Source organism: Nocardiopsis dassonvillei (assembly GCF_964273065.1).
Classification (GTDB): domain Bacteria; phylum Actinomycetota; class Actinomycetes; order Streptosporangiales; family Streptosporangiaceae; genus Nocardiopsis; species Nocardiopsis dassonvillei_B.
Window position 1 is genome coordinate 219,259 of record NZ_OZ186815.1, and the last position, 21,884, is coordinate 241,142.

The following is a 21,884-nucleotide window of genomic DNA, read 5'->3' on the forward strand; positions in this document are numbered from 1 at the left end:
CGCGCAGGCCGTGCCCCCGCGCTCCGGGCCGCCGCCCGGACACGCGAACGCCCCCGCCGCGCCGCGACGGGGGCGTACCACGGGAAGGGGCCTACTCCAGGACCACCAGCAGGTCTCCGCCGTCCACGCGCTGGACGCGGTCGACCGCCGCCCGCGCGACCCTGCCCGCCACCGGGGCCGTGATCGCCGCCTCCATCTTCATCGCCTCGATCGTGGCGACGGTGGCACCGGCCTCCACCTCCTCACCGGCGCCCACCACCAGGGTCACCACGCCCGCGAACGGCGCCGCCACGTGCCCCGGAACGCCCTTGTCCGCCTTCTCCGCCGCCCGGACCGCCGACGCCAGCGAGCGGTCCTGGATCTGCAGCGGCCGCAGCTGGTCGTTGAGCCGGGCCAGCACGGTGCGCACCCCGCGCTCGTCGGCCTCGCCCACCGCCTCCAGCTCGATGAGCAGCCGCACCCCCGGGTCCAGGTCCACCGTGCACTCCCGGCCCGGGCGCAGGCCGTAGAAGAAGTCCGCGCTGGAGAGCACGCTCGTGTCCCCGTAGGCGGAACGGTGCTTCTGGAACTCCTCCGTCGGCCCCGGGAACAGCAGCCGGTTCAGGGTGGCGCGCCGGTCCTTCTCCAGGCCCTCGCGCTGCTCCGCGTCCAGCTCCACCACCGGCCGCGCCGCCGGGCGGCCCTCGAGGGCGCGGGTGCGGAACGGCTCCGGCCAGCCGCCCGGCGGCACCCCCAGCTCACCGCGCAGGAACCCGACCACCGAGTCGGGGATGTCGAACCGCGACGGCTCCGCCTCGAAGTCGGCCGGGGACACCCCGGCGCCGACCAGGTGCAGCGCCAGGTCGCCGACGACCTTCGAGGACGGGGTCACCTTCACCAGCCGCCCCAGCATCCGGTCGGCGGCGGCGTACATCGCCTCGATCTCCTCGAAGTGGTCCCCCAGTCCCAGCGCGATCGCCTGGGTTCGCAGGTTGGACAGCTGCCCGCCGGGGATCTCGTGGTGGTACACGCGCCCCGTCGGCGAGGACAGGCCGGCCTCGAACGGGGCGTACACGCGCCGTACCGCCTCCCAGTACGGCTCCAGGTCGTTGGCGGCCCGCAGGCTCAGCCCGGTGCTCCTCTCCGTGTGGTCGAAGGCGGCGATGACCGCCGACAGCGACGGCTGGGAGGTGGTCCCGGCCATGGACGCCACCGCGCCGTCCACCGCGTCGGCGCCCGCGCCCACCGCGGCCAGGTAGGCGGCCAGCTGGCCGCCCGCCGTGTCGTGGGTGTGGACGTGCACCGGCAGGTCGAACTCCCGGCGCAGCGCCGACACCAGGGTCGCCGCCGCAGGGGCGCGCAGCAGGCCCGCCATGTCCTTGACCGCGAGCACGTGCGCGCCCGCCGCCACGATCTCCTCGGCCAGGCGCAGGTAGTAGTCGAGGGTGTACAGCTCCTCGGCCGGGTCGGACAGGTCGCCGGTGTAGCACAGGGCCACCTCCGCGACCGAGCGGCCGGTGGCGCGCACCGCCTCGATGGCCGGGCGCATCTGCTCGACGTCGTTGAGGGCGTCGAAGATCCGGAAGATGTCGATCCCGGTGGCCGCGGCCTCCTCCACGAACGCCGAGGTGACCTCCGTGGGATAGGGCGTGTAGCCGACGGTGTTGCGCCCGCGCAGCAGCATCTGCAGGCAGATGTTGGGCACCGCCTCGCGCAGCGCGGCCAGCCGCTCCCAGGGGTCCTCGGCCAGGAACCGCAGCGCCACGTCGTAGGTGGCCCCGCCCCAGGCCTCCAGGGACAGCAGCCCGGGCAGGGTGTGCGCCACCGCCGGGGCGACCGCCAGCAGGTCCTTGGTGCGCACCCGCGTGGCCAGGAGCGACTGGTGGGCGTCGCGGAACGTGGTGTCGGTGACCCCCAGGCCCGGCGACTCGCGCAGCCACCGGGCGAACCCCTCCGGGCCCAGGTCGGCCAGCCGTTGGCGCGACCCCGGCGGCGGCGACCCGGCCGGGACCTCGGGCAGCTTGGCCGCCGGGTCGATGAGGTGCGGGCGCTCCCCGTGCGGCTTGTTGACGGTGACGTCGGCCAGGTAGGTGAGCAGCCGCGTGCCGCGGTCGGCGGAGGGCCGTGCCGTCAGCAGGTGCGACCGCTCCTCGATGAAGGAGGTGGTGACCCGGCCCGCCTGGAAGTCCGGGTCGTCCAGGACCGCCTGGAGGAACGGGATGTTCGTGGCCACGCTGCGGATGCGGAACTCCGCCACCGCCCGCCGGGCCCGGTTGACCGCCGTGGTCAGGTCCCGGCCCCGGCAGGTGAGCTTGACCAGCAGCGAGTCGAAGTGCGGGCTGATCTCGGTCCCGGCCGCCGCGGTGCCGCCGTCCAGGCGGATGCCCGAGCCGCCCGGGGAGCGGTAGGCGCTGATGATGCCGGTGTCGGGGCGGAACCCGTTGGCCGGGTCCTCCGTGGTGATGCGGCACTGGAGCGCGGCCCCGTGCACCGTGACGGTGTCCTGGGAGATGCCCAGGTCGACCAGGGTCTCGCCGGAGGCGATGCGCATCTGGGACTGGACCAGGTCGATGTCGGTGACCTCCTCGGTCACCGTGTGCTCGACCTGGATGCGCGGGTTCATCTCGATGAACACGTGGGAGCCGTCCGCGCCCACGAGGAACTCGACGGTCCCGGCGTTGCGGTAGCCGATGCGCCGGGCGAACCGGACCGCGTCGTCGCAGATCCGCGCGCGCAGCTCCGGGTCCAGGCCGGGCGCGGGGGCCAGCTCGATCACCTTCTGGTGGCGGCGCTGGAGCGAGCAGTCCCGCTCGTACAGGTGCACCACGTTCCCCTCGCCGTCGGCGAGGATCTGCACCTCGATGTGGCGGGGGTCCACGACCGCCTTCTCGAGGAACACGGTGGGGTCGCCGAACGCCGACTCGGCCTCGCGCATGGCCGCGGCCAGGGCCTCGGGCAGCCGGTCGGGGCGGTCCACCCGGCGCATGCCGCGGCCGCCGCCCCCGGCGACCGCCTTGACGAACAGCGGGAACCCGATCTCCCCGGCCGCCGCGACGAGGGCGTCGGCGTCGGCGGAGGGCGCGGAGGAGGCCAGTACCGGTACGCCCGCCTCGCGGGCGGCGGCCACCGCGGTGGCCTTGTTGCCGGTCAGCTCCAGGACGTCGGCCGGCGGGCCCACGAACGTGATCCCGGCCTCCTCGCATGCCCGGGCCAGCGCCGGGTTCTCCGACAGGAACCCGTACCCGGGGTAGACGGCGTCGGCCCCGGACTCGCGGGCCGCGCGGACGATCTCGTCGACGGACAGGTAGGCGCGGACCGGATGCCCCGGCTCGCCGATCTGGTAGGCCTCGTCGGCCTTGAGCCGGTGCAGCGAGTTGCGGTCCTCGTGGGGGAAGACCGCGATGGTCCGGGCGCCCAGTTCGTAGGCGGCGCGCAGGGCCCGGATGGCGATCTCGCCCCGGTTGGCCACAAGCACTGTGCGGAACATGGTGTCCTTCTGATCGGTGGGAACGGCGGGGTCCGCACCCGCGCGGGCGCGCCACCGGCCCCGTCGACGGTGGGCGCATCCCGTGCGCGTGTACGCCCCGCGCGTCGGTACGGGCACCATAGCCACCGGCACCGCCGGGCCGGGCGACCGGCCCTCGTGTTGGGAACGGGTGTGCGCGATGCGTCCCCTCGGGTCCTCCCCGGGAGCGGGGCGGTCGAACCCGGCCGGTCGGGCCCGGTGCGCCTCCGGCAGGACCGTCCCCGGGGCCGGGTCCGCTCCGTACCCGGAGAGGAGCGGCCCCTGGAGTCCGGGGCGCGTCCCGGCACGTTCGCCACGGGACACGCGCTGGGGGACGGCGCCGGCGGAGTCCTGCCTGTTCGAGGTGGTCCGCCGGCGGACCGGGGCGGGCCGGAGTGGGGCCGCGGTGCCCGAGGGCGGGCGGGAGGGAACCCGTCGGCGCCGTCGGCGTCGGTGCCGCCCGGGGCCGGGACCCGTGTTCCGCCGGTCACGGCGGTCTCCCCGTCCGGCGGCCGGGGCTCCGGTCGCCGGGGTGCGCGGGGAGGGGGCCGCCGCGGTCCGGCCCGGTCAGGCCCGTTCGGCCTCGTAGACCCGCAGGTGCAGGTCGGCCAGGGCGAGCAGCGGCGTGGCCACCCCCAGGGAGCGGCCGCGCGCCACCAGGTCGCCGATGATGTGGTCGGCCTCCACCGGGTTGCCGCGGGTCAGGTCCCAGTACATGGAGGTGGTGGTCTCGGAGGTGGTGCTGCCCAGCATCCGGTCGGCGCGCTCGCGCACCTCGGGCCGGAGCGGGTGTCCGGAGGCGGCGGAGACGGCGGCGGCCTCCTCGAACACGGCCCGGGAGAACTCCCGCCCGCCCACGGCGGAGTTGATCCGGCCGATGGGTGCGCGCATCAGGCAGTTGCAGGCCCCCATGGTCGCCAGGAACACCCACTTGTCCCACAGCTCCCGCACGGCGTCCCCGGTGGCGGTCGCGGAGAACGTCCCGGTGTCCAGGGCGGCGTGCACCTCGGTCAGGGGGACCACGGGGGAGTCGGAGACGGGGCCGTAGATCAGCTGCGCCATCCTGCCGACCTCGACGATCTCCCCCTCCTCGCCCAGCCGGGTCTGCACCATGGCCACGCCGCCGTACACGCGGTCGGCGCCGAACCGGTCGACCAGCGCGTCCAGGTGCCGCATGCCGTTGAGGAACGGAAGCACGGCGGTGCCCGGGCCCACGGCGGGGGTGATGTCCTTGAGCGCGGCGTCGAACCCGTAGGACTTCACGGCCAGGACCACCAGGTCGTAGCCCGGGGCGAGGGTGTCGGCGGTGACCGCGGTGACGGGGACCGCCTCGACGGTGCCGTCCAGGTCGCGCACGCGCAGGCCCTGCCCGCGCAGCAGGTCGGCGCGGGCCGGGCGGACCAGGAAGTCGACGTCCCGGCCGGCCTGGACCAGGCGGGCCCCGAAGTAGCCGCCGACCGCGCCCGCACCCACGACAAGGATTCTCACAGTTGCTCCCACCCGGTTAGTTCGTTGAACATCGAACAACGTAGGGCCATGGGATGGTCCCCGGCAAGACCGGGCGCGGGGCCCGGCCGCCCGCCGGGGGCGGCGCGGCCGGGACCGGCCCGCGCGTCCCCGTCAGAAGTACCGGGGGGTGAGGTCCTCGGTCGGCCACGTCCGGACCGCGTTCACCGCCGACCACAGCTCGGGGTCGATCTCTCCCCAGTTCAGGCCGTCGCCCTCGCCGCGCCGGTTGAACAGCGCCGCGATGGTGTAGCCGTTGGACCGGGCCAGGAACGTGTAGGTCCCGGGCATGCTGCCGAAATGCCAGGTGTTGCGCCCGTTGGCGGTGGGCCGCACGTACCAGCCCAGGCCGTAGTGGGTGGCACCGCCGCCGATCTCCGGGACCGCCATGACCTCGTCGATGGACGCGGGGGTCAGCACCCCCGCCCGCCCGGGGGCGTCGTAGATCGTGCAGTACCGGACGAGGTCCACGGCCGACGCCGCCCAGCCGCCGTTGCCGAGCTGGTTCTCCAGGTTGAACCCGCCGTACGGGTGGGGCACCCTGGCGCCGGAGGAGTCCAGGACGGTGGTCGCGGTGTACCCGGACTCGTAGCGGACCTCGCCCGCCTGGTCCTGCGCGAGCGAGCGCCCGGCGCGCATGCGGGCCACGTCCACCGGCCCCAGGACGTCGGAGACCACGAAGTCCTCGAAGTCGGTGCCGGCCACCGCGGCGATCACCCGCGACACCAGCAGGTAGCCGTAGTTGCTGTAGGAGTACGCCGTCCCCGGTTCGGCGTCGAGGGCGAGACCGCTGGTGTACGCGATCACGTTCTCCTCGGTGAGCGGGAGGTCGAACCCCGCCGCGCCGGCGATGGCGTGGTCGCGCCAGAGGGGGTCCCCGGAGACGTCCCGGTTCCAGCCGCCCAGGTGCTGGAGGGCGCGCCGGACGGTGACCCGCCCCAGGCGGGGGTCCGCGCTCCGCCCGGGCAGCGGGGACAGGTCGACGAAGTCGGCGACGGGGGCGTCCAGGTCCAGTTCGCCGCGCTGGGCCAGGAGCATCGCGGCGGTCCCGGCGATGTTCTTGCTGAGGCTGGCGATGCGGAAGACGTCGGTCTCGCGGGTGGTCGCCACGGTGGAGCCGCCCCAGGTGTAGCCGCGGGCCAGGGCGATCCTGCCCTGGCGGGCCACGGCCAGCGAACCGGCGCTGATGCCGCGGGCCTGCATGTACTCGCGCATGACGGTGTCGAAGTGCGCCATGGCGGAGACGTTCGGACCCGCGGTGCGCCAGGTCCTCTCCGCGGCGACGGCGGGCAGTGCGTCGGCGGTGAGCACGGCCGCACCGAGCCCGGCGGCCAGGGCCAGGGCCCGGCGCCGGGGGAGGAGGGCGGACGTCCGCGGGTGGGTGCCGTGAGGCAAGGGAAGGCCTTTCGAAGAAGGGGGTGGCGGGGCCTTCTCCGGCGGGGGCACGGGGAGAAGCGGGGGAACCCGGAGAAGGTACCGACCCCGGCGCGACGGGTCAACGCCGTTCCCCCGGATCCCCGGGCCCTCCCGGGACGGAGCGCGGCCCGCCGCCGGGCGGCACCGCCCCCGTCCCCGTACCGGGCGGTGCGTTCCAGTGCTCCGGCGGGTGCAGGAGAGACGGTCGGGGCCTCCCCGGCAGGCCCCGACCACCTGGTGCACGCGGTGCCCGGTCCGGCGGCGGGCGCCGAGGCCTCCGAGAACCGGCGGGGGCCGCCCGGCCCCGGGAGGCACCGCCCGGTGGGCGGCGCGAACGCACCGGAGGCGCCCGCCGCCGGGGGCGCCGCACCGCCTGGAGGCCATCGGGCCCGACCCCGGGAGCTCGGACCCCGGGCCGGTGCGGGGGCTCGGGCCGGCGTCCCCGGGGCGGCGACACCCGGTGGCGTTCGCCGGGGGCGCAGACCCGCCGGGCGCGGTGTCCCGGGCCCGCGCCGCGGGGTGGCGGCCGGGCGGCCCGGAGCCGCGGTCCCGGGCCGCCCAGGACGGGCGGCGGCCGCGGTGGTCGACGTCCCGGAGGGAGGGTGCGGGCCATCCGGAGCCGGTGCCGTTCCCCGTCGGCCGGGGCGCCACCTCGCAGCCGGGTCCGGGCGGCCCGCCCGCGCCGGGGCCGGCGCGGGCCGGGCGCCTGCGGTACCCGGCGTGGACGCGGATCCGGCGGAGGGGCCCGAACCGCTCATGGAGGCGGTCCCGCACGGTCCCGGCGGAGAGACCGTCCTGTGCCGAACGGCGGCCCGGAGGCCGGAGCGAGGCCACCGCGGCGGGGGAGGCGCCGCGGCCCGGTGCACGGGGCGGTCCGCCGCACCCGTGCACCGGGGTCACGCACCGTGGTCGGGGTCGTGGACGAGGCGTCCCGACCGGTCCGGGCTGTAGCGGACGGTGCCCTCGCGGTCGGAGAGGACGAGCTCCCCCCGGCGGCGGCACGACGCGGCCCGCGCGGGACCGATCCGGGCTCCGTCGAAGGGCCCGCCGACCAGTTCGGCCGAGCCCGACCTGCGGTGTACGAGGCCCAGGGCCCCCACCCCGGCCAGCAGGCAGAGCGCGATCACCGCGAAGGGGACCGCGTCCGTCCACGTCCACAGCATCAGCAGGGTGACCAGGGTGGCCAGGACCGAGCACACCATCACGATGCGTCCTTCGACGAGCGGGGTCGGGGGGTTCTCCCGGTGTCCCCTCACCGTGTTCCTCCCCGGGGCTCCTCCTGCTCCTCGCGGTCCTCCTCCACCAGGCCGCCCTTCATGGCGGCGTGCGGGTGGTTGAGGTCGAACGCGGGCCGCTCGGACCGGATCCGCGGCAGCGACGTGAAGTTGTGCCGCGGCGGCGGGCAGGACGTCGCCCACTCCAGGGAGCAGCCGTAGCCCCACGGGTCGTCCGACTCGACCCTGGGTGCCGTCCTCGCGGTGTGGAAGACGTTCCAGAAGAAGATCAGCAGGGAGACCGTGAGCACCAGGGTGAAGGCGGAGGAGATCCGGTTCAGCTCGGTGAAGCCGTCGCCGGGCAGGTAGTCGGCGTAGCGGCGCGGGAAGCCCATGGCGCCCAGCCAGTGCTGGACCAGGAACGTGCCGTGGAAGCCGAAGAAGAGGAGCCAGAACTGGATCTTGCCCAGGGGCTCGTTGAGCATCGTGCCGGTGAACTTGGGCCACCAGAAGTAGAAGCCCGCGAACATCGCGAACACCACGGTGCCGAACACCACGTAGTGGAAGTGCGCCACCACGAAGTAGGTGTCGGTGACGTGGAAGTCGATCGGCGGGGAGGCCAGCAGCACACCGGTGAGGCCGCCGAACAGGAACGTGGTTAGGAATCCGACCGCGTACAGCATCGGCGTCTCGAAGGTGAGCTGGCCGCGCCACATCGTGCCGATCCAGTTGAAGAACTTCACACCGGTCGGGACAGCGATGAGGAACGACATGAAAGAGAAGAACGGCAGCAGCACCGCGCCCGTCGGGAACATGTGGTGGGCCCACACGGTCACGGACAGGCCCGTGATGGCGATCGTCGCGGCCACCAGGCTCTTGTAGCCGAAGATCGGCTTGCGGCTGAACACCGGCAGGATCTCGGTGATGACCCCGAAGAACGGCAGCGCGATGATGTACACCTCGGGGTGGCCGAAGAACCAGAACAGATGCTGCCACAGGATGGCGCCGCCGTGCTCGGCGTCGTAGACGTGCGTGCCGACCATGCGGTCGGCGCCCAGGGCGATCAGGGCCGCGGTCAGCACCGGGAACGCGATGAGCACGAGGATGCTGGTGAGCAGGGTGTTCCAGGTGAAGATCGGCATGCGGAACATCGTCATGCCGGGCGCGCGCATGCACAGGCCGGTGGTGATGAAGTTGACCGCGCTGAGGATGGTGCCCAGACCGGAGACGGCCAGGCCCAGGATCCACAGGTCGCCGCCGATCCCAGGTGAGCGGACCGCGTCGGACAGCGGGGTGTAGGCGAACCAGCCGAAGCTGGCCGCGCCGCCCGGGGTGATGAACCCGCTGACGGTGATGAGGCTGCCGAACAGGAACAGGTAGTACCCGAACAGGTTCATCCGGGGGAACGCCACGTCGGGGGCGCCGATCTGCAGCGGCATGATGATGTTGGAGAACCCGACGAACAGCGGGGTCGCGAACATCAGCAGCATGATCGTGCCGTGCATGGTGAACAGCTGGTTGAACTGCTCGTTGGACATCACCTGCATGCCCGGGCTGAAGAGCTCCAGCCTGATCAGGGCCGCGAGCACACCCCCGAAGAGGAAGAACGCGAACGACGTGATCAGGTACATGTACCCGATGACCTTGTGGTCGGTCGACGTCATCCAGTTCACGATGACCGAACCCTTGGGGCGGCCCTCCTCCCTGACGTCGGCGAGGGTCGGCGGCTCCGGTTCCCGTGTCATCCGTTCGCCGTCGGGAGAATCAGACATGATTCCGTCCAGTTCTTGGGTGTTATTCGACGATATGTTTTTTCGATTTCCCGTGTACGGGCGGTGGACACCCTAGCCGCATTTCCCGGGAACACGCTGCGACGCGCGGCCCTGCCACCGATTCTCCTTCTCCTGGATTTCTGGTCCATCGCACCTGATATGTCCATTGGTGCCGTTTCGGCGCCGCGCCCGCACCCGCCTTTTCCCGGCCGTGCCCGGAGGCGTGCGGTCCGTTCGCCGCGGCTTTCGGAACCGCCGTCAGGTCACGCCTCGGCGTCGGATCCCCCCATCCCTTGACCTCGAATGTGCAGAGTGCGAAAGATGGCACGGCAGACGACTTTTGTGATGCAGGACACGATGGGCGGGCGCCTTCGTGAGACGGCCCCGCCGCTCCGGGAGGAGAGATCATGCGCGCACGGCGGTGGTCGGTCGCAGCGGGGGCGCTCGCGTTGGCGCTCACGGCCTCGGGATGCGGGGGCGGCGGGGGCGGAGACGGCGACCGGGTCGAGGTGTTCTCCTGGTGGACCGGCGGCGGTGAGGAGGCCGGCCTGAACGCGCTCATCGAGCGCTTCGAGGACGAGAACCCCGACATCGAGTTCGTCAACGCCGCCGTCGCCGGCGGCTCGGGCACCAACGCCCAGGCGGTCCTGGAGGGCCGCCTGCAGAGCCAGGACCCGCCCGACTCCTTCCAGGGCCACGCCGGGGCCGAGCTCCAGGACTACATCGAGGCGGGCCACCTCAGCCCCCTGGACGACTTCTTCGAGGAGCAGGGCCTGCACGACGCCCTGCCCGATCAGCTCGTCGAGCAGATCACCTACGACGGCAGCGTCTACTCCGTCCCGGTGAACATCCACCGCTCCAACGTGATGTGGTACAGCCCCGCCGTACTGGAGGAGGCCGGCATCGACGCCCCGCCCCAGAGCCCCCGGGAACTGGTCGAGGCGCTGGAGACCGTCGCCGAGGAGACCGACGCCATCCCCATGGCGGTGGGCGCCCAGTGGACCGTCGACCACCTGCTGGAGTCGGTGCTGCTGGGCTCACTGGGCACCGACGCCTACAACGCCCTGTGGGAGCCCGGCGCCGACTGGGACACCCCCGAGGTCACCGAGGCCCTGGCCACGTTCGAGCAGATCATGGAGCACACCCAGCAGGAGTCGGCCGCCGAGGACTGGCAGGAGGCCGCGCGCCGCGTCGCCGACGGCGAGGCCGCCTTCAACATCATGGGCGACTGGGCCGCCGGGTACTTCGACGAGCTGGGAGCGGTCCCGGGCGAGGACTACGACTGGGCCGCCTCCCCCGGCACCGAGGGCACCTACATGTGGCTCTCCGACAGCTTCACCCTCCCCGCGGGCGCGCCCAACGAGGAGGCGGCGCTCACCTGGCTGGCACTGGTCGGCAGCCGGGAGGGGCAGGACGTCTTCAACCCCCTCAAGGGCTCCATCCCCGCCCGGGAGGACGCCGACCCCGCCAACTACGAGGACAGCCCCTACCTGCGGTCGGCCCTGGCCGAGTGGCAGGCCGGACCGCAGCTGGCCGGCTCCTTCTGGCACGGGGTCACGGTCGGCAACCGGTGGAAGAACGACGTCGACACCGCCGTGGGCCTCTACCTGGGCAACGGCGACATCGAGGCGCTCCAGGACGCTCTGGTCCTGGCCGCGCGGGCCGAATGAGCACCTCCCCGAAGCGGACCGGGGCCGCCGCCGGCGGCCCCGCCCGCGCCTCGGGCGGCACGCCGCGCCGGGCCGCCCCCTCGCCCGCGCGCCGCGCGCTGCACCGGGCCCGCACCCGGCTGCCCGGCCTGCTGCTGGTCTCCCCGTCGATCCTGCTCATCGCGGTGTTCGTCTACGGGATGATCGGCTGGAACACCCGCCTGGCGCTGAGCGACCGGCACGCCCCCGTCCAGGAGGGGGAGTTCGTCGGCCTCGCCAACTTCACCGCGCTGTGGCAGGAGGCCCGCTGGCCCGCCGCGGTGGGCAACGCGATCGTGTTCACGGTGGTGTTCGTGGGCGGCGCCCTGCTGCTGGGCTGGCTGCTGGGGCTGCTGCTGGACAAGGGCATCCGCGGTGAGCCGGTCTTCCGCACCCTGTTCCTGGCGCCGATGGCGGTGTCCTTCATCGCCACCGGTGTGGTGTGGCGGTGGCTGATGAACCCGGCCCCCGCCGAACGCGCCACCGGCCTCAACGCCCTGTTCGTCCATTTCAACCTGGACTTTTTGGTCAACGACTGGTGGACCGCGCCGGACCTCGGCATGGCGGCGATGGCGCTGCCCGCGATCTGGCAGCTGGCCGGGTACATCATGGCGCTGTTCCTGGCGGGCTTCCGCGGGGTGCCCGAGGACCTGCGCGAGGCGGCCCGGGTGGACGGCTGCTCGGAGTGGGGCGTGTACCGGCACGTGGTCATGCCCCAGCTGCGGCCGGTGCTGCTGAGCGCGGTGATCATCCTGGGGCACATGTCGCTGAAGGTGTTCGACCTGATCATCGCCATCGCCGGGAAGCAGATCATCGCGGACGTGCCCGCGGTGTACATGTGGGCGATGGTGTTCGAGGTCCGCGACCCGGCCAAGGGCGCGACCATCGCCTCCTACCTGCTGTTCGCGGTGGCGCTGTTCGTCGTCCCGTACCTGGTGTGGACGGTGCGCAAGGAACGGAGCGAGGGCCGTTGAGCGTTCAGAGCGCACCCGAGCGGGTGACCGCGCCGGGCGGCCGGGCGGCGGGGACGACCCGGCGCGGGCAGGCCGTCAAGTTCGCCGTGCTGTTCGGGCTGGCGGTGCTGTTCCTGCTGCCGATGTACGTGCTGCTGGTGACCGGCTTCAAGCCCTTCGCCGAGGCCACCGCGGCCCGGGCGTGGTCGCTGCCCGAGACCTGGAGCACGGAGGGCTGGACCGCGGCCTGGGACGCGCTGTCCTCGGGGCTGCGCAACAGCGTGATGGTGGCGGTGCCCAGCGCGGTGGTCTCGGCGGTGCTGGGGTCGATGAACGGGTTCGTGATGGCGCGCTGGCGGTTCCCCGGCGCGGACACGGTGTTCACCCTGTTCCTGTTCGGGATGTTCATCCCCTACCAGGCGGTGATGATCCCGCTCCAGCAGCTGCTGGTGGGCGCGAACCTCATGGGCGGGGTGTTCCCGCTGATCCTGGCGCACACCGTGTACGGGATCCCGATCTGCACGCTCATCTTCCGCAACTACTACGCGAGCGTCCCGCACACGCTGATCGAGGCGGCGCGCGTGGACGGGGCGGGGATGCTGCGGACCTACGCGTCGGTGGTGCTGCCGGTGTCGGCGCCGGCGTTCGCGGTGACGCTGATCTGGCAGTTCACCTCGGCGTGGAACGACTTCCTGTTCGCGGTGTTCCTGACCGGCCCCAACAGCTGGCCGGTGACGGTGCAGCTGAACAACGTCGCCGGGTCGATGGTGGTGCCCTACAACCAGCAGATGGCCGCGGCGGTGCTGGCGTCGCTGCCGACCCTGGTCGTCTACCTGCTGCTGGGCCGCTACTTCATGCGCGGCCTGATGGCCGGGGCCCTCAAGGGCTGACGGAACCCGGTGCCGTGGGCCCTTGTCGCTGTGGCGGCGGCCACACCAGGATGGGGATGACCGCGCCCCGCGGCGGGGCGCACCGGCGAAAGGGAGCGGCGATCTTGAGCCCCATCACCTCCAGCACCGTCGACGGCGTCCTGCGCCGCAGCGCGGCTCGCACCCCCGAGCGGACCGCGCTGGTCTTCGGAGACCGCACCTGGACCTACGCCGAGCTGGACGCGGCCGTCACCCGCGCCGCCGCCCGGCTGCTGGCGCTGGGGGCGGCCCGGGGCGACCGGGTCGCCGCCTACGGCCGCAACTCCGACGCCTACCTCATCGGCTTCCTGGCCTGCGCGCGGGCCGGGCTGGTGCACGTCCCCGTCAACTACGCCCTCCAGGGCGAGGAGCTCCTCTACCTGCTCGACCAGTCCGGCAGTACCGTGGTGCTCGCCGACCCCGCCCTGCGCTCGGCGGTCGACGCCGTCCGAGAGACCGCCGGGGTCGAGCAGGTGGTGGAACTGCGCGACACCCCCGCCGGCCTGCTCGCCGCCGCCACCGAGGGCCCGGTCCCCGACCTCGGGGTGGAGGTCTCCGACACCGACCTGGTGCAGCTGCTGTACACCTCCGGCACCACCTCCCGGCCCAAGGGCGCCATGATGACCCACCGGGCGCTGGTGCACGAGTACCTGTCCTGCGTCGTCGGCCTGGACCTGCGCGCCGACGACGAGCCGCTGCACGCCATGCCGCTCTACCACAGCGCCCAGATGCACGTCTTCCTCATGCCGTGGCTGGCGGTGGGCGCGCGCAACACCCTGGTGGAGGCGCCCGACCCCGCCGACCTGCTGCGCCGGATCGAGGCCGGCCGGCACGGGGCGTTCTTCGCCGCGCCCACCCTGTGGGTGGCGCTGGCCAACCACCCGGAGTTCACCGGACACGACCTGGCCAGCCTGCGCAAGGCCTACTACGGGGCTTCGGTCATGCCCGGCCCGGTCCTGGAGAAGCTCCGCGGCGCCCTGCCCGAGCTGGCGTTCTACAACTGCTTCGGGCAGAGCGAGATCGGCCCGCTGGCCACCGTGCTGCGCCCCGAGGAGCACGCGGACCGGCCCGCGTCGGCGGGGCGGGCCGCCCTGTTCGTGGAGCTGCGGGTGGTCGACGAGAAGGGGGAGGACGTGCCGCCCGGCGAGCTCGGCGAGGTGGTGTACCGGTCGCCGCAGCTGTGCCAGGGCTACTGGGACAAGCCGCAGGAGACCGAGGAGGCCTTCCGTGGCGGCTGGTTCCACTCCGGCGACCTGGTCCGCGCCGACGCCGAGGGCTACATCGAGGTGGTGGACCGGATCAAGGACGTCATCAACACCGGCGGGGTGCTGGTGGCGTCCCGGGAGGTGGAGGACGCCCTGTACACCCATCCCGCGGTGGCGGAGGCGGCCGTGGTGGGGACGCCCGACGAGAAGTGGATCGAGGCGGTGACCGCGTTCGTGGTGCCCGTCGAGGGCATCGACGCGCAGGGGCTGGAGGACGTGCTGACCGAGCACGTGCGCGGGCGGCTGGCGGCGTTCAAGGTGCCCAAGGCGATACGGCTGGTCTCCGACCTGCCGCGCAACGCCTCCGGCAAGATCCTCAAGCGGCGGCTCCGCGGGGACTGAGGCGCCCTTCCGGCCGCGGCGGCCGCGGCCGCCGCGGCGCGCGCCGAGCGGGTCAGGCGGAGGTGAGCGACAGTTTCACCGCGAAGCCCAGGAACAGGGCGCCCGCCAGCGAGGTCGCGCCCGCCGAGAGCCTGCGCCGCCGCCGGAAGGCTGCGGCCAGCCGGGTGCCGCTGAGGATCAGCGCCGACAGGTACAGGAAGCTCACCAGTTGCAGCAGCAGGCCCAGGACCAGGAAGGACACCGCGGGATAGGCGTAGGCGGGATCGACGAACTGCACGAAGAAGGAGATCAGGAAGACGATCACCTTGGGGTTGAACAGCGACACCACCAGGGCCCTCCGGTAGGGGCGCTCGGCGGCCGCGGCGCCGGAGGTGTCGGCGGCCTGCTGTTCCAGGCTGCGCTGATGGCGGGTGGCCCACATGGTGTGGGCGGAGCGCAGCATCCCGACCGCCATCCACACCAGGTAGGCGGCGCCCGCGAACTTCACGGCGGCGAACACGACCGGGTTGGTCTGGAGCAGGGTGGCGGCCCCGGCCGCGGCGAGCAGCATGAGCACGGCGTCGCCGGTGAAGACCCCGGCGGCGGCCGTGTAGCCGGCGCGGGTCCCGCCGCGTGCGGCGACGGAGAGCACGTAGAGCGAGTTGGGACCGGGCAGGAGCACGATGAGGACGAGGCCCGCCAGGTAGGTGGGCAGGTCGGTGATGCCGAGCATGGGGGCAGTCTGTCACCCCGCCCCTCCGGTCGGGAGCCCCGGTTCCGGATGAGACCGCTCACCCGCGCCGCGGGTCGGGGCGGGGACCGGGGGCGGGGTCGGCGGCGAAGCGGCGGGCCAGGAGGTGGAAGGCCTCCTTGGGCTCCCAATGGCCGTCGTCGGGGGACAGGCCCGACTCCAGGGAGGGCGGGCGCACGATCCCGAAGGAGGCCTTGTCCTGGTCGCGTTCGGGGTCCTCGGAGTAGCGGCAGTCGCCCTCGATGAACATGCACACGAACGCGCCGTGCACCTCCTCGGTCTCGAACACGTCCAGCATCTGCCCGAGGGTGTCGGCCTGCACCTTCTCGCTGCGCGGGTACCCGGGCCGGACCCTGCGGTCGTCCGGGTCGCTCCAGTCGAGGATGTCCGCGCCCGAGCCGCCCGCCTCGCGGGCGCCCTCGTAGGCGCAGCAGCCGAACTCGGTGACCAGTACGGGCTTGTTCCAGCGGTACAGCGCCCGCAGCCCCTCCCGGTAGGCGTCCAGGCCCGTGCCGTCGAGGTAGTGGTCCACGCCCACCAGGTCGAACGGGGTCCAGTCCACGCCCTCCCAGCTGCCGGAGCCGTAGGTGAGGGGGCCGCCGAACCCGGACCGGGCGGTCGCGGCGAGGTGTCCCAGCAGCCGGTTCAGCCTCAGGTCGAAGAGCGGGAACAGCGGGGACAGCCAGCCCAGCAGGGCGCTGCGCACCCCGAACGTGCCCCCCGGGATGATGCCGCGGACGAAGACCGTCAGTTCGCAGCCGACGTTGAGCCCCACCCGGTCCGGGTGGTCGGCGCGCAGGCGCTCGCAGAACGCGGCTGTGCGCGCCAGCCGCCCGGCGATCTCGTCCCGGGTCCCGTCCACCAGGCGCGGCTGCACCCAGACGAACAGGCCGCGGTCCAGCGCCAGGCGGGCCGCCTCCTCCAGGCGGTCCAGGTCGTGGCCGAACACGGTGACCGCCGTGCAGTTCAGGTCCTCGGCGATCACCCGCATCTCCTCGGCGACCACGTCGGGGCGCCACCGCTCCCGCGAGTGCTGGCCCGGCAGGTAGGAGGAGCCGACGTCGTACAGCACCCCCTTCTGGGCCAGCGGGCGGTGCGGCGGGGCCCCGGTCGCCGCAGTCCGGTCCGGAGCCGCCAGGTGGACCGCGGCCAGCGCGGCCAGGCCCGGGGCGACCGCCAGCGCAGCCGCCCACCCGGGGGAGGGGTCGACGACCGCGACCCCGGCCAGGAGCAGTCCGGCGCGCACCCCCAGCACGGTCCACAGGCCGCCCGAGCGCAGCCGCAGGTACCCCAGCAGGAATCCGAAGGCGAACCCCGTGGCGAGCCCGTCCGGAGACCCCTGCACCAGTGCGGTGGCCGGGGCGAACAGCGCTGCCTGCGCCGCCACCGCGGAGAGCCTGCGCCATCGGGTGCCCAGGGCGTGCTGGACGTAGCCGCGGAACACCGCCTCCTCCGGCAGCACCACCGCGACCAGTGCCAGTGCCGCCGCGCCCCAGGCCGCGGCGGTCGGCACGGTGAGGGCGAGCCCGCCGAAGACCAGTCCCGCGCCCGTGGCCAGGCCCGCCCCGGCCAGCACGGCGGCCAGCCCGGTCCCGGCGCCGAGCAGCGCGGTCCGCGTGCCGCCGGTCAGGCCCAGGGCGGAGAGGGGTGTGGCGGTGGCGCGCAGTACCGCCCACAGCAGCAGCGCCGCGACCGGAGGGATCACGAGCGGGGGAGCGAAGGCGGCGGCCAGGGCGAACCCCGTGGCGGCGAGCACGGCTCCGGCCAGGGCCCGGCCCGGGGGAGCGGCCCGGGGAGGGCCGGGTGTCGTCGGGGTGGTCATGGGGTGCCTCCCGGATATACTCCGTACAATGTTCGGGGTTTCAATCTACGTGCACGGGGCGGGAGGCGCCAGTGGCGGCCGAGGATGATCCGCGACCGGTCATGGAGCTGCTGTGGAACGGCATCGGCACGCCCCGGCGCGGCCCCCGCCACCGGCTCACCGTTCAGGCCGTGGTGGACGCCGCCACCGCGCTCGCGGAGGAGGAGGGGCTGTCCGCCCTGTCCATGCGCCGGGTCGCCGCCGCCCTGGGCGTGGGCGCCGCCACCCTCTACACCTACATCCCCGACAAGGCCGCGCTGCTGGCCCTGATGGTGGACACGATGATCGCCGAGGCCCCCCTGCCGCACACCCGGCCCGGGACCTGGCGGGAGAAGGTGGCCGCCTGGGCCCGCGCCGACCTGGACGGCTACCGCGCCCACCCCTGGCTGGTCGACCTCATGGGGACGGGGCACCCCGTCGGCCCGGGCGCGCTGGCCTGGACCGACTCGGCGCTGCGGGTGTTCGACGGCACCGGCCTGAGCGAGCGCGAGGTGCTGGCGGTCATCGAGGGCGTGGACGGCTACGTGCGCGGGCACGCCGCCCGGGTGGTGGACGCCGACCGCACCGTCCGCCGTGTCGCCCCCGACGGACGGTCCTGGGCGGACGCCCGGATGGAGTACCTGGCCGCGCACCTGACCCCCGGCCGGTTCCCGGCCGTCGAGCGTCTCACCGGGCCGGGCCCCGGGGCGGAGGAGGTCTTCGAGGAGGGCCTGTCCTGGCTGCTGGACGGCGTCGAGGGCCGCATCGCCTCCCGCAGCGGATGAGGAGGCGGGGTCAGCGGCGCCGGGCCGCCCGGCGGCGCTCGGTGCGGTGGGCCTGTAGCAGGCCCGGGGCCAGCAGGTGGCCCAGCCCCGCCCGGTCCAGGCGGGCGACGAGCGCCGACTCCGCGATCCCGAGGTCCTCGGCGGCCTGCTCCAGCCGCCACTGCGCCGCGCCCAGCGCGTACAGCAGGCGGGCCTGCCGCGCCTGGGAGGCCGACAGCCGCAGGGTCTTGAGGTAGGCGGTCCGGCCGCGCCGGTCCTCGATCACCTCGCCGACGTGGAGGTCGTCCCCGCGGGTCGGCTCCGGGGCCAGCCACCCCGTGCGGAACCGGGGCCGGCGGCTCCCGTCGTCGGGCCCGGCCTGCTCCCACCCGCCGAAGTCCACGCCGCGCCCACCCCGGTACAGCCCCCCGGTCAGCGAGGACAGCATGAGGGAGTCGTGGCCGTCCCGGGTCTCGGCGCGGCTGCGCGCCACCTCCCGGCGCAGGTCGGCCAGGGAGCGCACCTCCCGCTCCCGCAGCGGCGTGTACAGCGGGGGGACCGTCGCCCGCAGCAGCCCGTAGGTGTACAGGGTCTCGCCGAACAGGTCCAGCAGCATGCTCGCGTGCAGCGCCCGGTAGTCGTCCGGGTGCGGGTACAGGTGCACCGACGCCAGGACGTCGGCCACGTACACCGCCACCCCGCACTGGCCCGGGTGGATCTCGAACACCCGCAGCGCCTCGGCCAGGCCACCGATCTCCTCGCCGATGTAGGTGTCCATCGAGGGGGCGGACAGCCCCTGGACGAGCAGGTGCCGCGACCACTCCGCCCAGGCGGTCTCGGGGCCGCCGGAGAACAGCGACAGCAGCCCGTCCACGGCCAGGCGCATCGGCAGGAACCGGCCCCGCCCCCGGTAGGCCGTGCGCACGCCGCGACCGCGCAGGTCCAGGTGCATGCGCCGGGGCGCCGACGAGCTCCCGGGCGGGAGGATCCGGGTTCCGTAGGAGGCGCTGGGCACGGCGTCCTCCTCCCAGGTCAGCACATAGGCGTGCGGAACGTAGCAGCACGTCTCGGCGTGCTCGTACTCCCGGGCCAGGGCCGCGTTGTCGCGCAGGTCCTCGGCGGCCATCGGGTGCAGCCGCAACCCCGGCACCGGGTCCGTGCGCAGCAGCGGCACCAGGCGCACGGCGCCCCACTGCTGGGCGGTGTCGGTGGTCACCCCGGTCAGGTCCAGGCGCTGGGCGTCGGTCACGGGGCCCCTCCCGGGCGGTCGGTGGCGAGCAGGGCGTCGGCGGTGGCGAGCAGGTGCGCGCGCAGGTCGGACAGGCCCAGCCGCCCCTCCCCGAACCGGGCCAGCTCCACCAGGGAGGGCAGCACCGCGGGGTCGTGCAGCCCGATGGTGGGCACGGCCGGGGACAGCCGGTGCGGTGACCAGGCGTCGTCCAGTACCGGGGACAGGTGCACCATCGCCACCGAACGGTCGGGGTCGATCCGCCGCCGCCACAGCAGCAGGGCGTCGGACAGCAGCGGCGGGGTGTCGTCATAGCCGTCGGAGACCACGACCACCCGGGAGGGCCCGGTGTCCAGGGCGTCCAGGATCGTCTCGGTGAGCCGGGTGGGGCCCGCCGGGCGGGCGGTGAGCGCGTCGGTGCGCCCCGACACCCAGTGCGAGGAGCCGTCCGGGGACAGCGCCCGCAGCAGGTGGTGGCAGGCCAGGGCCAGCGCCAGCGGGCGGTTGCGGCGCACCGGCGAGCCGATCGAGGAGTAGCTGTCGTCCAGGACGGCGGCGGTGCGCGGCCAGGTCCCGGCCAGCGGTCCGGCGGTGCGCCGGGCGGCCCGCTCCAGGGCGGCCTCCAGTTCGGCGCGCCGTTCGCGGCGTTCGGCCACCGGCAGGCCCAGCACGTACACGCACAGGCGCAGCAGCGGGGCCGATCCGAGGTCGGACAGCGGGGCGTCCAGTCCGTGCCGTCGCGCACCGCGGTCCAGGCGCAGCCGCTCGGCGGCGGTGGTGCGCCCGGCGATGCCCTCCAGGAAGACGGCGCGCGGCACCCGGTGGTGGGCGGCGAAGCCCTCGGCGACGGTGAAGGGCAGGCCGTACAGGTCGCGGGCCGCGAAGTGGGCGCGGCGGTGGGACTCCAGCAGGGGAGCGCGGTAGGGGCGGGCGCGCCGGGCGGCGGGGCCGGAGAAGAGGAAGCGGGCCACCTCGGCGGGCAGCGGAACCCGGGCGTGCCGGGCGGCGGCGCGCAGCCCGTCGCGGTACTTCAGCGCGTCCAGCTCCAGCGGGCGCCGGGCGATCCAGTCGCGCATGACGGCGCGGGTGCGGCGGTTGTTGACGCGCTCGGCGGCCAGGCGCCGGAACAGGCGGTACACGCGCTGCGGCGGCGTCCGCGCCAGCCGACGGCGGATCAGGCCGTTCTCCCGGGCGCGCAGCGCGGGGTCGGCCCCGGGGCGAGAGCGCGAGAGCAGGGTGTGCACGATCCGGACGGCGTTGTGGTCGTTGACGTGCAGCGCGAGCATCAGGCCGTACAGGTCGGGCAGGGTGCCGTGGACGTAGTCGTGCAGGAAGTCCAGGGAGGGGACCTGCTCCCCGGCGCCGGTGTGGAACTCGCGCTGGCCGGTGGAGGAGATCGCGGCGGAGGCGAACAGCAGCAGGTCCTCGCAGGCCAGCAGGTCGGTGTAGGTGTCGGTCATCGTCCGCGTCCGCTTCCGGTGGGGGTGCGGCGGGCCGGGGAGTGAAGGCGCGACCGGCGTGAATGGTGCTTACAAGGCGGTTCTCGGAAGTCGCGGCCGAAGTCCCACGGCCCGCGCGCCGACCGTAGCAAGAACGCCGAGGAGGCGGGAACCGGTTTATGGTGCGGAAGTCGATAACGTCTTTGATGTCTGGATCACGCCGCTGGAGGGAGCGCCGCTTGGCCCTGCGCACCACCCTCCGCCCGGTCCTGGTGCTCGCCCTGGCGGCCCTGGCGGTGGCAGTCCCCGGCGCGGCGGTCCCGCACGACCCGGAGCAGGGGCACCGCTCCACGGGCTGCGGGCTGCCCGCGCCCCAGGAGCCGGGGGAGGCGGTGCGGCACTCCCTGGTCGGCGGCGGCCTGGAGCGCGGGTACCTGCTCCACCTGCCCGAGGGGTACACCCCCGGCCGCGCCTGGCCGGTACTGCTGGCCTACCACGGCCGCGGCGGCAGCGCCGCGGGCATGGCCGACTACGCGGGGCTGACCGGGCTGCCCGCCGTGGTCGTGCTGCCCGAGGCCCTGCCCGGCGAGGAAGACCGCACGGCCTGGCAGGGCGCCCCCTACTCACCGCCCGGCGTCGACGACGTCGCCTTCACCCACGCGCTCCTGGACACGGTGGAGTCGCGCACCTGCGTGGACCGCACCCGGGTCTACGCCGCCGGGATGTCCAACGGCGGCGGGTTCACCGCGGTCCTGGCCTGCGCGGCCCCGCACCGGGTCGCGGCGATCGCGCCGGTGGCGGCCGCGTTCTACCCGCACGGCCTGGAGTGCGACACCTCCCGGGCGGTCCCGGTGGTCTCCTTCCACGGCACCGGGGACACCACCATCCCCTACACCGGGGACCCGGAACGGGGCCTGCCCGACCTCGCCGCCTGGAACGCCGACCGCGCCGCCGCCCACGGCTGCCGCGCGGGACCCGGGACGGAGCGGCCGGGCCCGGACGTCACCGTCCTGGAGTGGTCGGGCTGCGACAGCGGTGCCGACGTGCGGCACGTCGTCGTCGAGGGCGGCGGCCACACCTGGCCGGGCGCCGCCTCCTCCAGCGGCCCGGGCCGTACCACCGACACCGTGGCGGCGGCCCGGGAGCTGTGGCGGTTCGTGGCCCGCCACCGCCTCTCCCCGGCCTGAGGCCGGGGCCGCGCACGTCCCGGTTCCCGCTGGGCGGACAGCCGGACCGCCGACCCGGGGCCGGCCCCGGGCGTCCCGCGGCTCGAACAGGACCACTCGATGCCCGACCACCTCATCGGTTCCCCGGGGAAGGCCTGGTCCGGGGCGG

15 protein-coding genes are annotated in these 21,884 nt (G+C 74.2%); 6 read left to right on the plus strand and 9 right to left on the minus strand.

Annotated features, from left to right (window positions below; genetic code table 11):
- Window positions 1–91 precede the first annotated feature (91 nt).
- From ACSUPR_RS01065 to ctaD, 5 genes are all read right to left on the minus strand, one after another.
- A complete protein-coding gene (locus ACSUPR_RS01065; RefSeq protein WP_436888700.1) occupies window positions 92–3,466 on the minus strand; it encodes a pyruvate carboxylase in 3,375 nt (1,124 codons plus the stop codon).
- 585 nt (window positions 3,467–4,051) lie between these two features.
- Entirely contained in the window at window positions 4,052–4,972 is a 921-nt protein-coding gene (locus ACSUPR_RS01070) for a ketopantoate reductase family protein (protein WP_436888701.1), read from the minus strand.
- A 132-nt stretch (window positions 4,973–5,104) separates the two neighbouring features.
- Entirely contained in the window at window positions 5,105–6,385 is a 1,281-nt protein-coding gene (locus ACSUPR_RS01075) for a serine hydrolase domain-containing protein (RefSeq protein ID WP_436888703.1), read from the minus strand.
- Between the two features lie 917 nt (window positions 6,386–7,302).
- Window positions 7,303–7,662, minus strand: coding sequence for a hypothetical protein (locus ACSUPR_RS01080; protein ID WP_436888705.1), 360 nt, complete (start codon window positions 7,660–7,662; stop codon window positions 7,303–7,305).
- Window positions 7,659–9,365, minus strand: a complete 1,707-nt coding sequence (gene ctaD, locus ACSUPR_RS01085) for an aa3-type cytochrome oxidase subunit I (RefSeq protein ID WP_436892189.1) — start codon at window positions 9,363–9,365, stop codon at window positions 7,659–7,661. The genes ACSUPR_RS01080 and ctaD overlap by 4 nt, the downstream gene beginning before the upstream one ends.
- Window positions 9,366–9,799: 434 nt before the next feature.
- Between ctaD and ACSUPR_RS01090 the strand changes: the two genes are divergently transcribed.
- The 4 genes from ACSUPR_RS01090 to ACSUPR_RS01105 all read left to right on the plus strand — a co-directional run bounded on the left by ACSUPR_RS01090 (window position 9,800) and on the right by ACSUPR_RS01105 (window position 14,548).
- Complete coding sequence (locus ACSUPR_RS01090; RefSeq protein ID WP_436888707.1) at window positions 9,800–11,062, plus strand: ABC transporter substrate-binding protein; 1,263 nt, start codon at window positions 9,800–9,802, stop codon at window positions 11,060–11,062.
- Window positions 11,059–12,054: a carbohydrate ABC transporter permease gene (locus tag ACSUPR_RS01095; RefSeq protein ID WP_436888709.1), complete on the plus strand. Its 996-nt coding sequence runs from the start codon at window positions 11,059–11,061 to the stop codon at window positions 12,052–12,054. Before ACSUPR_RS01090 ends, ACSUPR_RS01095 begins: the two co-directional genes overlap by 4 nt.
- The gene (locus ACSUPR_RS01100) at window positions 12,051–12,923 is read left to right on the plus strand and encodes a carbohydrate ABC transporter permease (protein ID WP_436888711.1); all 873 of its coding nucleotides are present in this window, start codon (window positions 12,051–12,053) and stop codon (window positions 12,921–12,923) included. The genes ACSUPR_RS01095 and ACSUPR_RS01100 overlap by 4 nt, the downstream gene beginning before the upstream one ends.
- Before the next feature lie 104 nt (window positions 12,924–13,027).
- A complete protein-coding gene (locus tag ACSUPR_RS01105; protein ID WP_436888713.1) occupies window positions 13,028–14,548 on the plus strand; it encodes a fatty acyl-CoA synthetase in 1,521 nt (506 codons plus the stop codon).
- Between the two features lie 52 nt (window positions 14,549–14,600).
- Here the strand turns inward: ACSUPR_RS01105 and leuE are convergent, their stop codons facing one another.
- Window positions 14,601–15,260 carry a leucine efflux protein LeuE gene (gene leuE / locus ACSUPR_RS01110; RefSeq protein WP_436888715.1) on the minus strand — a complete coding sequence of 220 codons (660 nt, stop codon included), beginning with the start codon at window positions 15,258–15,260 and terminating at the stop codon, window positions 14,601–14,603.
- A gap of 58 nt (window positions 15,261–15,318) precedes the next feature.
- On the minus strand, window positions 15,319–17,100 hold the full coding sequence (locus ACSUPR_RS01115) for a CPBP family glutamic-type intramembrane protease (protein WP_436888717.1): 1,782 nt from the start codon (window positions 17,098–17,100) through the stop codon (window positions 15,319–15,321).
- A 71-nt stretch (window positions 17,101–17,171) separates the two neighbouring features.
- On the opposite strand from ACSUPR_RS01115, the gene ACSUPR_RS01120 reads away from it, so the two are divergent.
- A complete protein-coding gene (locus tag ACSUPR_RS01120) occupies window positions 17,172–17,903 on the plus strand; it encodes a TetR/AcrR family transcriptional regulator (RefSeq protein WP_436888719.1) in 732 nt (243 codons plus the stop codon).
- Between the two features lie 10 nt (window positions 17,904–17,913).
- On the opposite strand, the gene ACSUPR_RS01125 is transcribed toward ACSUPR_RS01120, so the two are convergent.
- On the minus strand, window positions 17,914–19,131 hold the full coding sequence (locus ACSUPR_RS01125) for an ARPP-2 domain-containing protein (RefSeq protein WP_436888721.1): 1,218 nt from the start codon (window positions 19,129–19,131) through the stop codon (window positions 17,914–17,916).
- The gene (locus ACSUPR_RS01130) at window positions 19,128–20,570 is read right to left on the minus strand and encodes a hypothetical protein (protein ID WP_436888723.1); all 1,443 of its coding nucleotides are present in this window, start codon (window positions 20,568–20,570) and stop codon (window positions 19,128–19,130) included. The genes ACSUPR_RS01125 and ACSUPR_RS01130 overlap by 4 nt, the downstream gene beginning before the upstream one ends.
- A gap of 185 nt (window positions 20,571–20,755) precedes the next feature.
- On the opposite strand from ACSUPR_RS01130, the gene ACSUPR_RS01135 reads away from it, so the two are divergent.
- Window positions 20,756–21,736 (plus strand): alpha/beta hydrolase family esterase, encoded by a 981-nt coding sequence (locus ACSUPR_RS01135; protein ID WP_436888725.1) that lies wholly within the window; start codon window positions 20,756–20,758, stop codon window positions 21,734–21,736.
- The last annotated feature ends 148 nt before the right edge of the window (window positions 21,737–21,884 follow it).

Excerpts from the sequence above, each read along its gene's own strand:
- ACSUPR_RS01065 (WP_436888700.1), bottom strand. The coding sequence starts at position 3,466 with ATGTTCCGCACAGTGCTTGTGGCCAACCGGGGCGAGATCGCCATCCGG.
- ctaD (WP_436892189.1), bottom strand. The coding sequence starts at position 9,365 with ATGACACGGGAACCGGAGCCGCCGACCCTCGCCGACGTCAGGGAGGAG.
- ACSUPR_RS01090 (WP_436888707.1), top strand. The coding sequence starts at position 9,800 with ATGCGCGCACGGCGGTGGTCGGTCGCAGCGGGGGCGCTCGCGTTGGCG.
- ACSUPR_RS01095 (WP_436888709.1), top strand. The coding sequence starts at position 11,059 with ATGAGCACCTCCCCGAAGCGGACCGGGGCCGCCGCCGGCGGCCCCGCC.
- leuE (WP_436888715.1), bottom strand. The coding sequence starts at position 15,260 with ATGCTCGGCATCACCGACCTGCCCACCTACCTGGCGGGCCTCGTCCTC.
- ACSUPR_RS01115 (WP_436888717.1), bottom strand. The coding sequence starts at position 17,100 with ATGACCACCCCGACGACACCCGGCCCTCCCCGGGCCGCTCCCCCGGGC.
- ACSUPR_RS01130 (WP_436888723.1), bottom strand. The coding sequence starts at position 20,570 with ATGACCGACACCTACACCGACCTGCTGGCCTGCGAGGACCTGCTGCTG.
- ACSUPR_RS01135 (WP_436888725.1), top strand. The coding sequence starts at position 20,756 with ATGTCTGGATCACGCCGCTGGAGGGAGCGCCGCTTGGCCCTGCGCACC.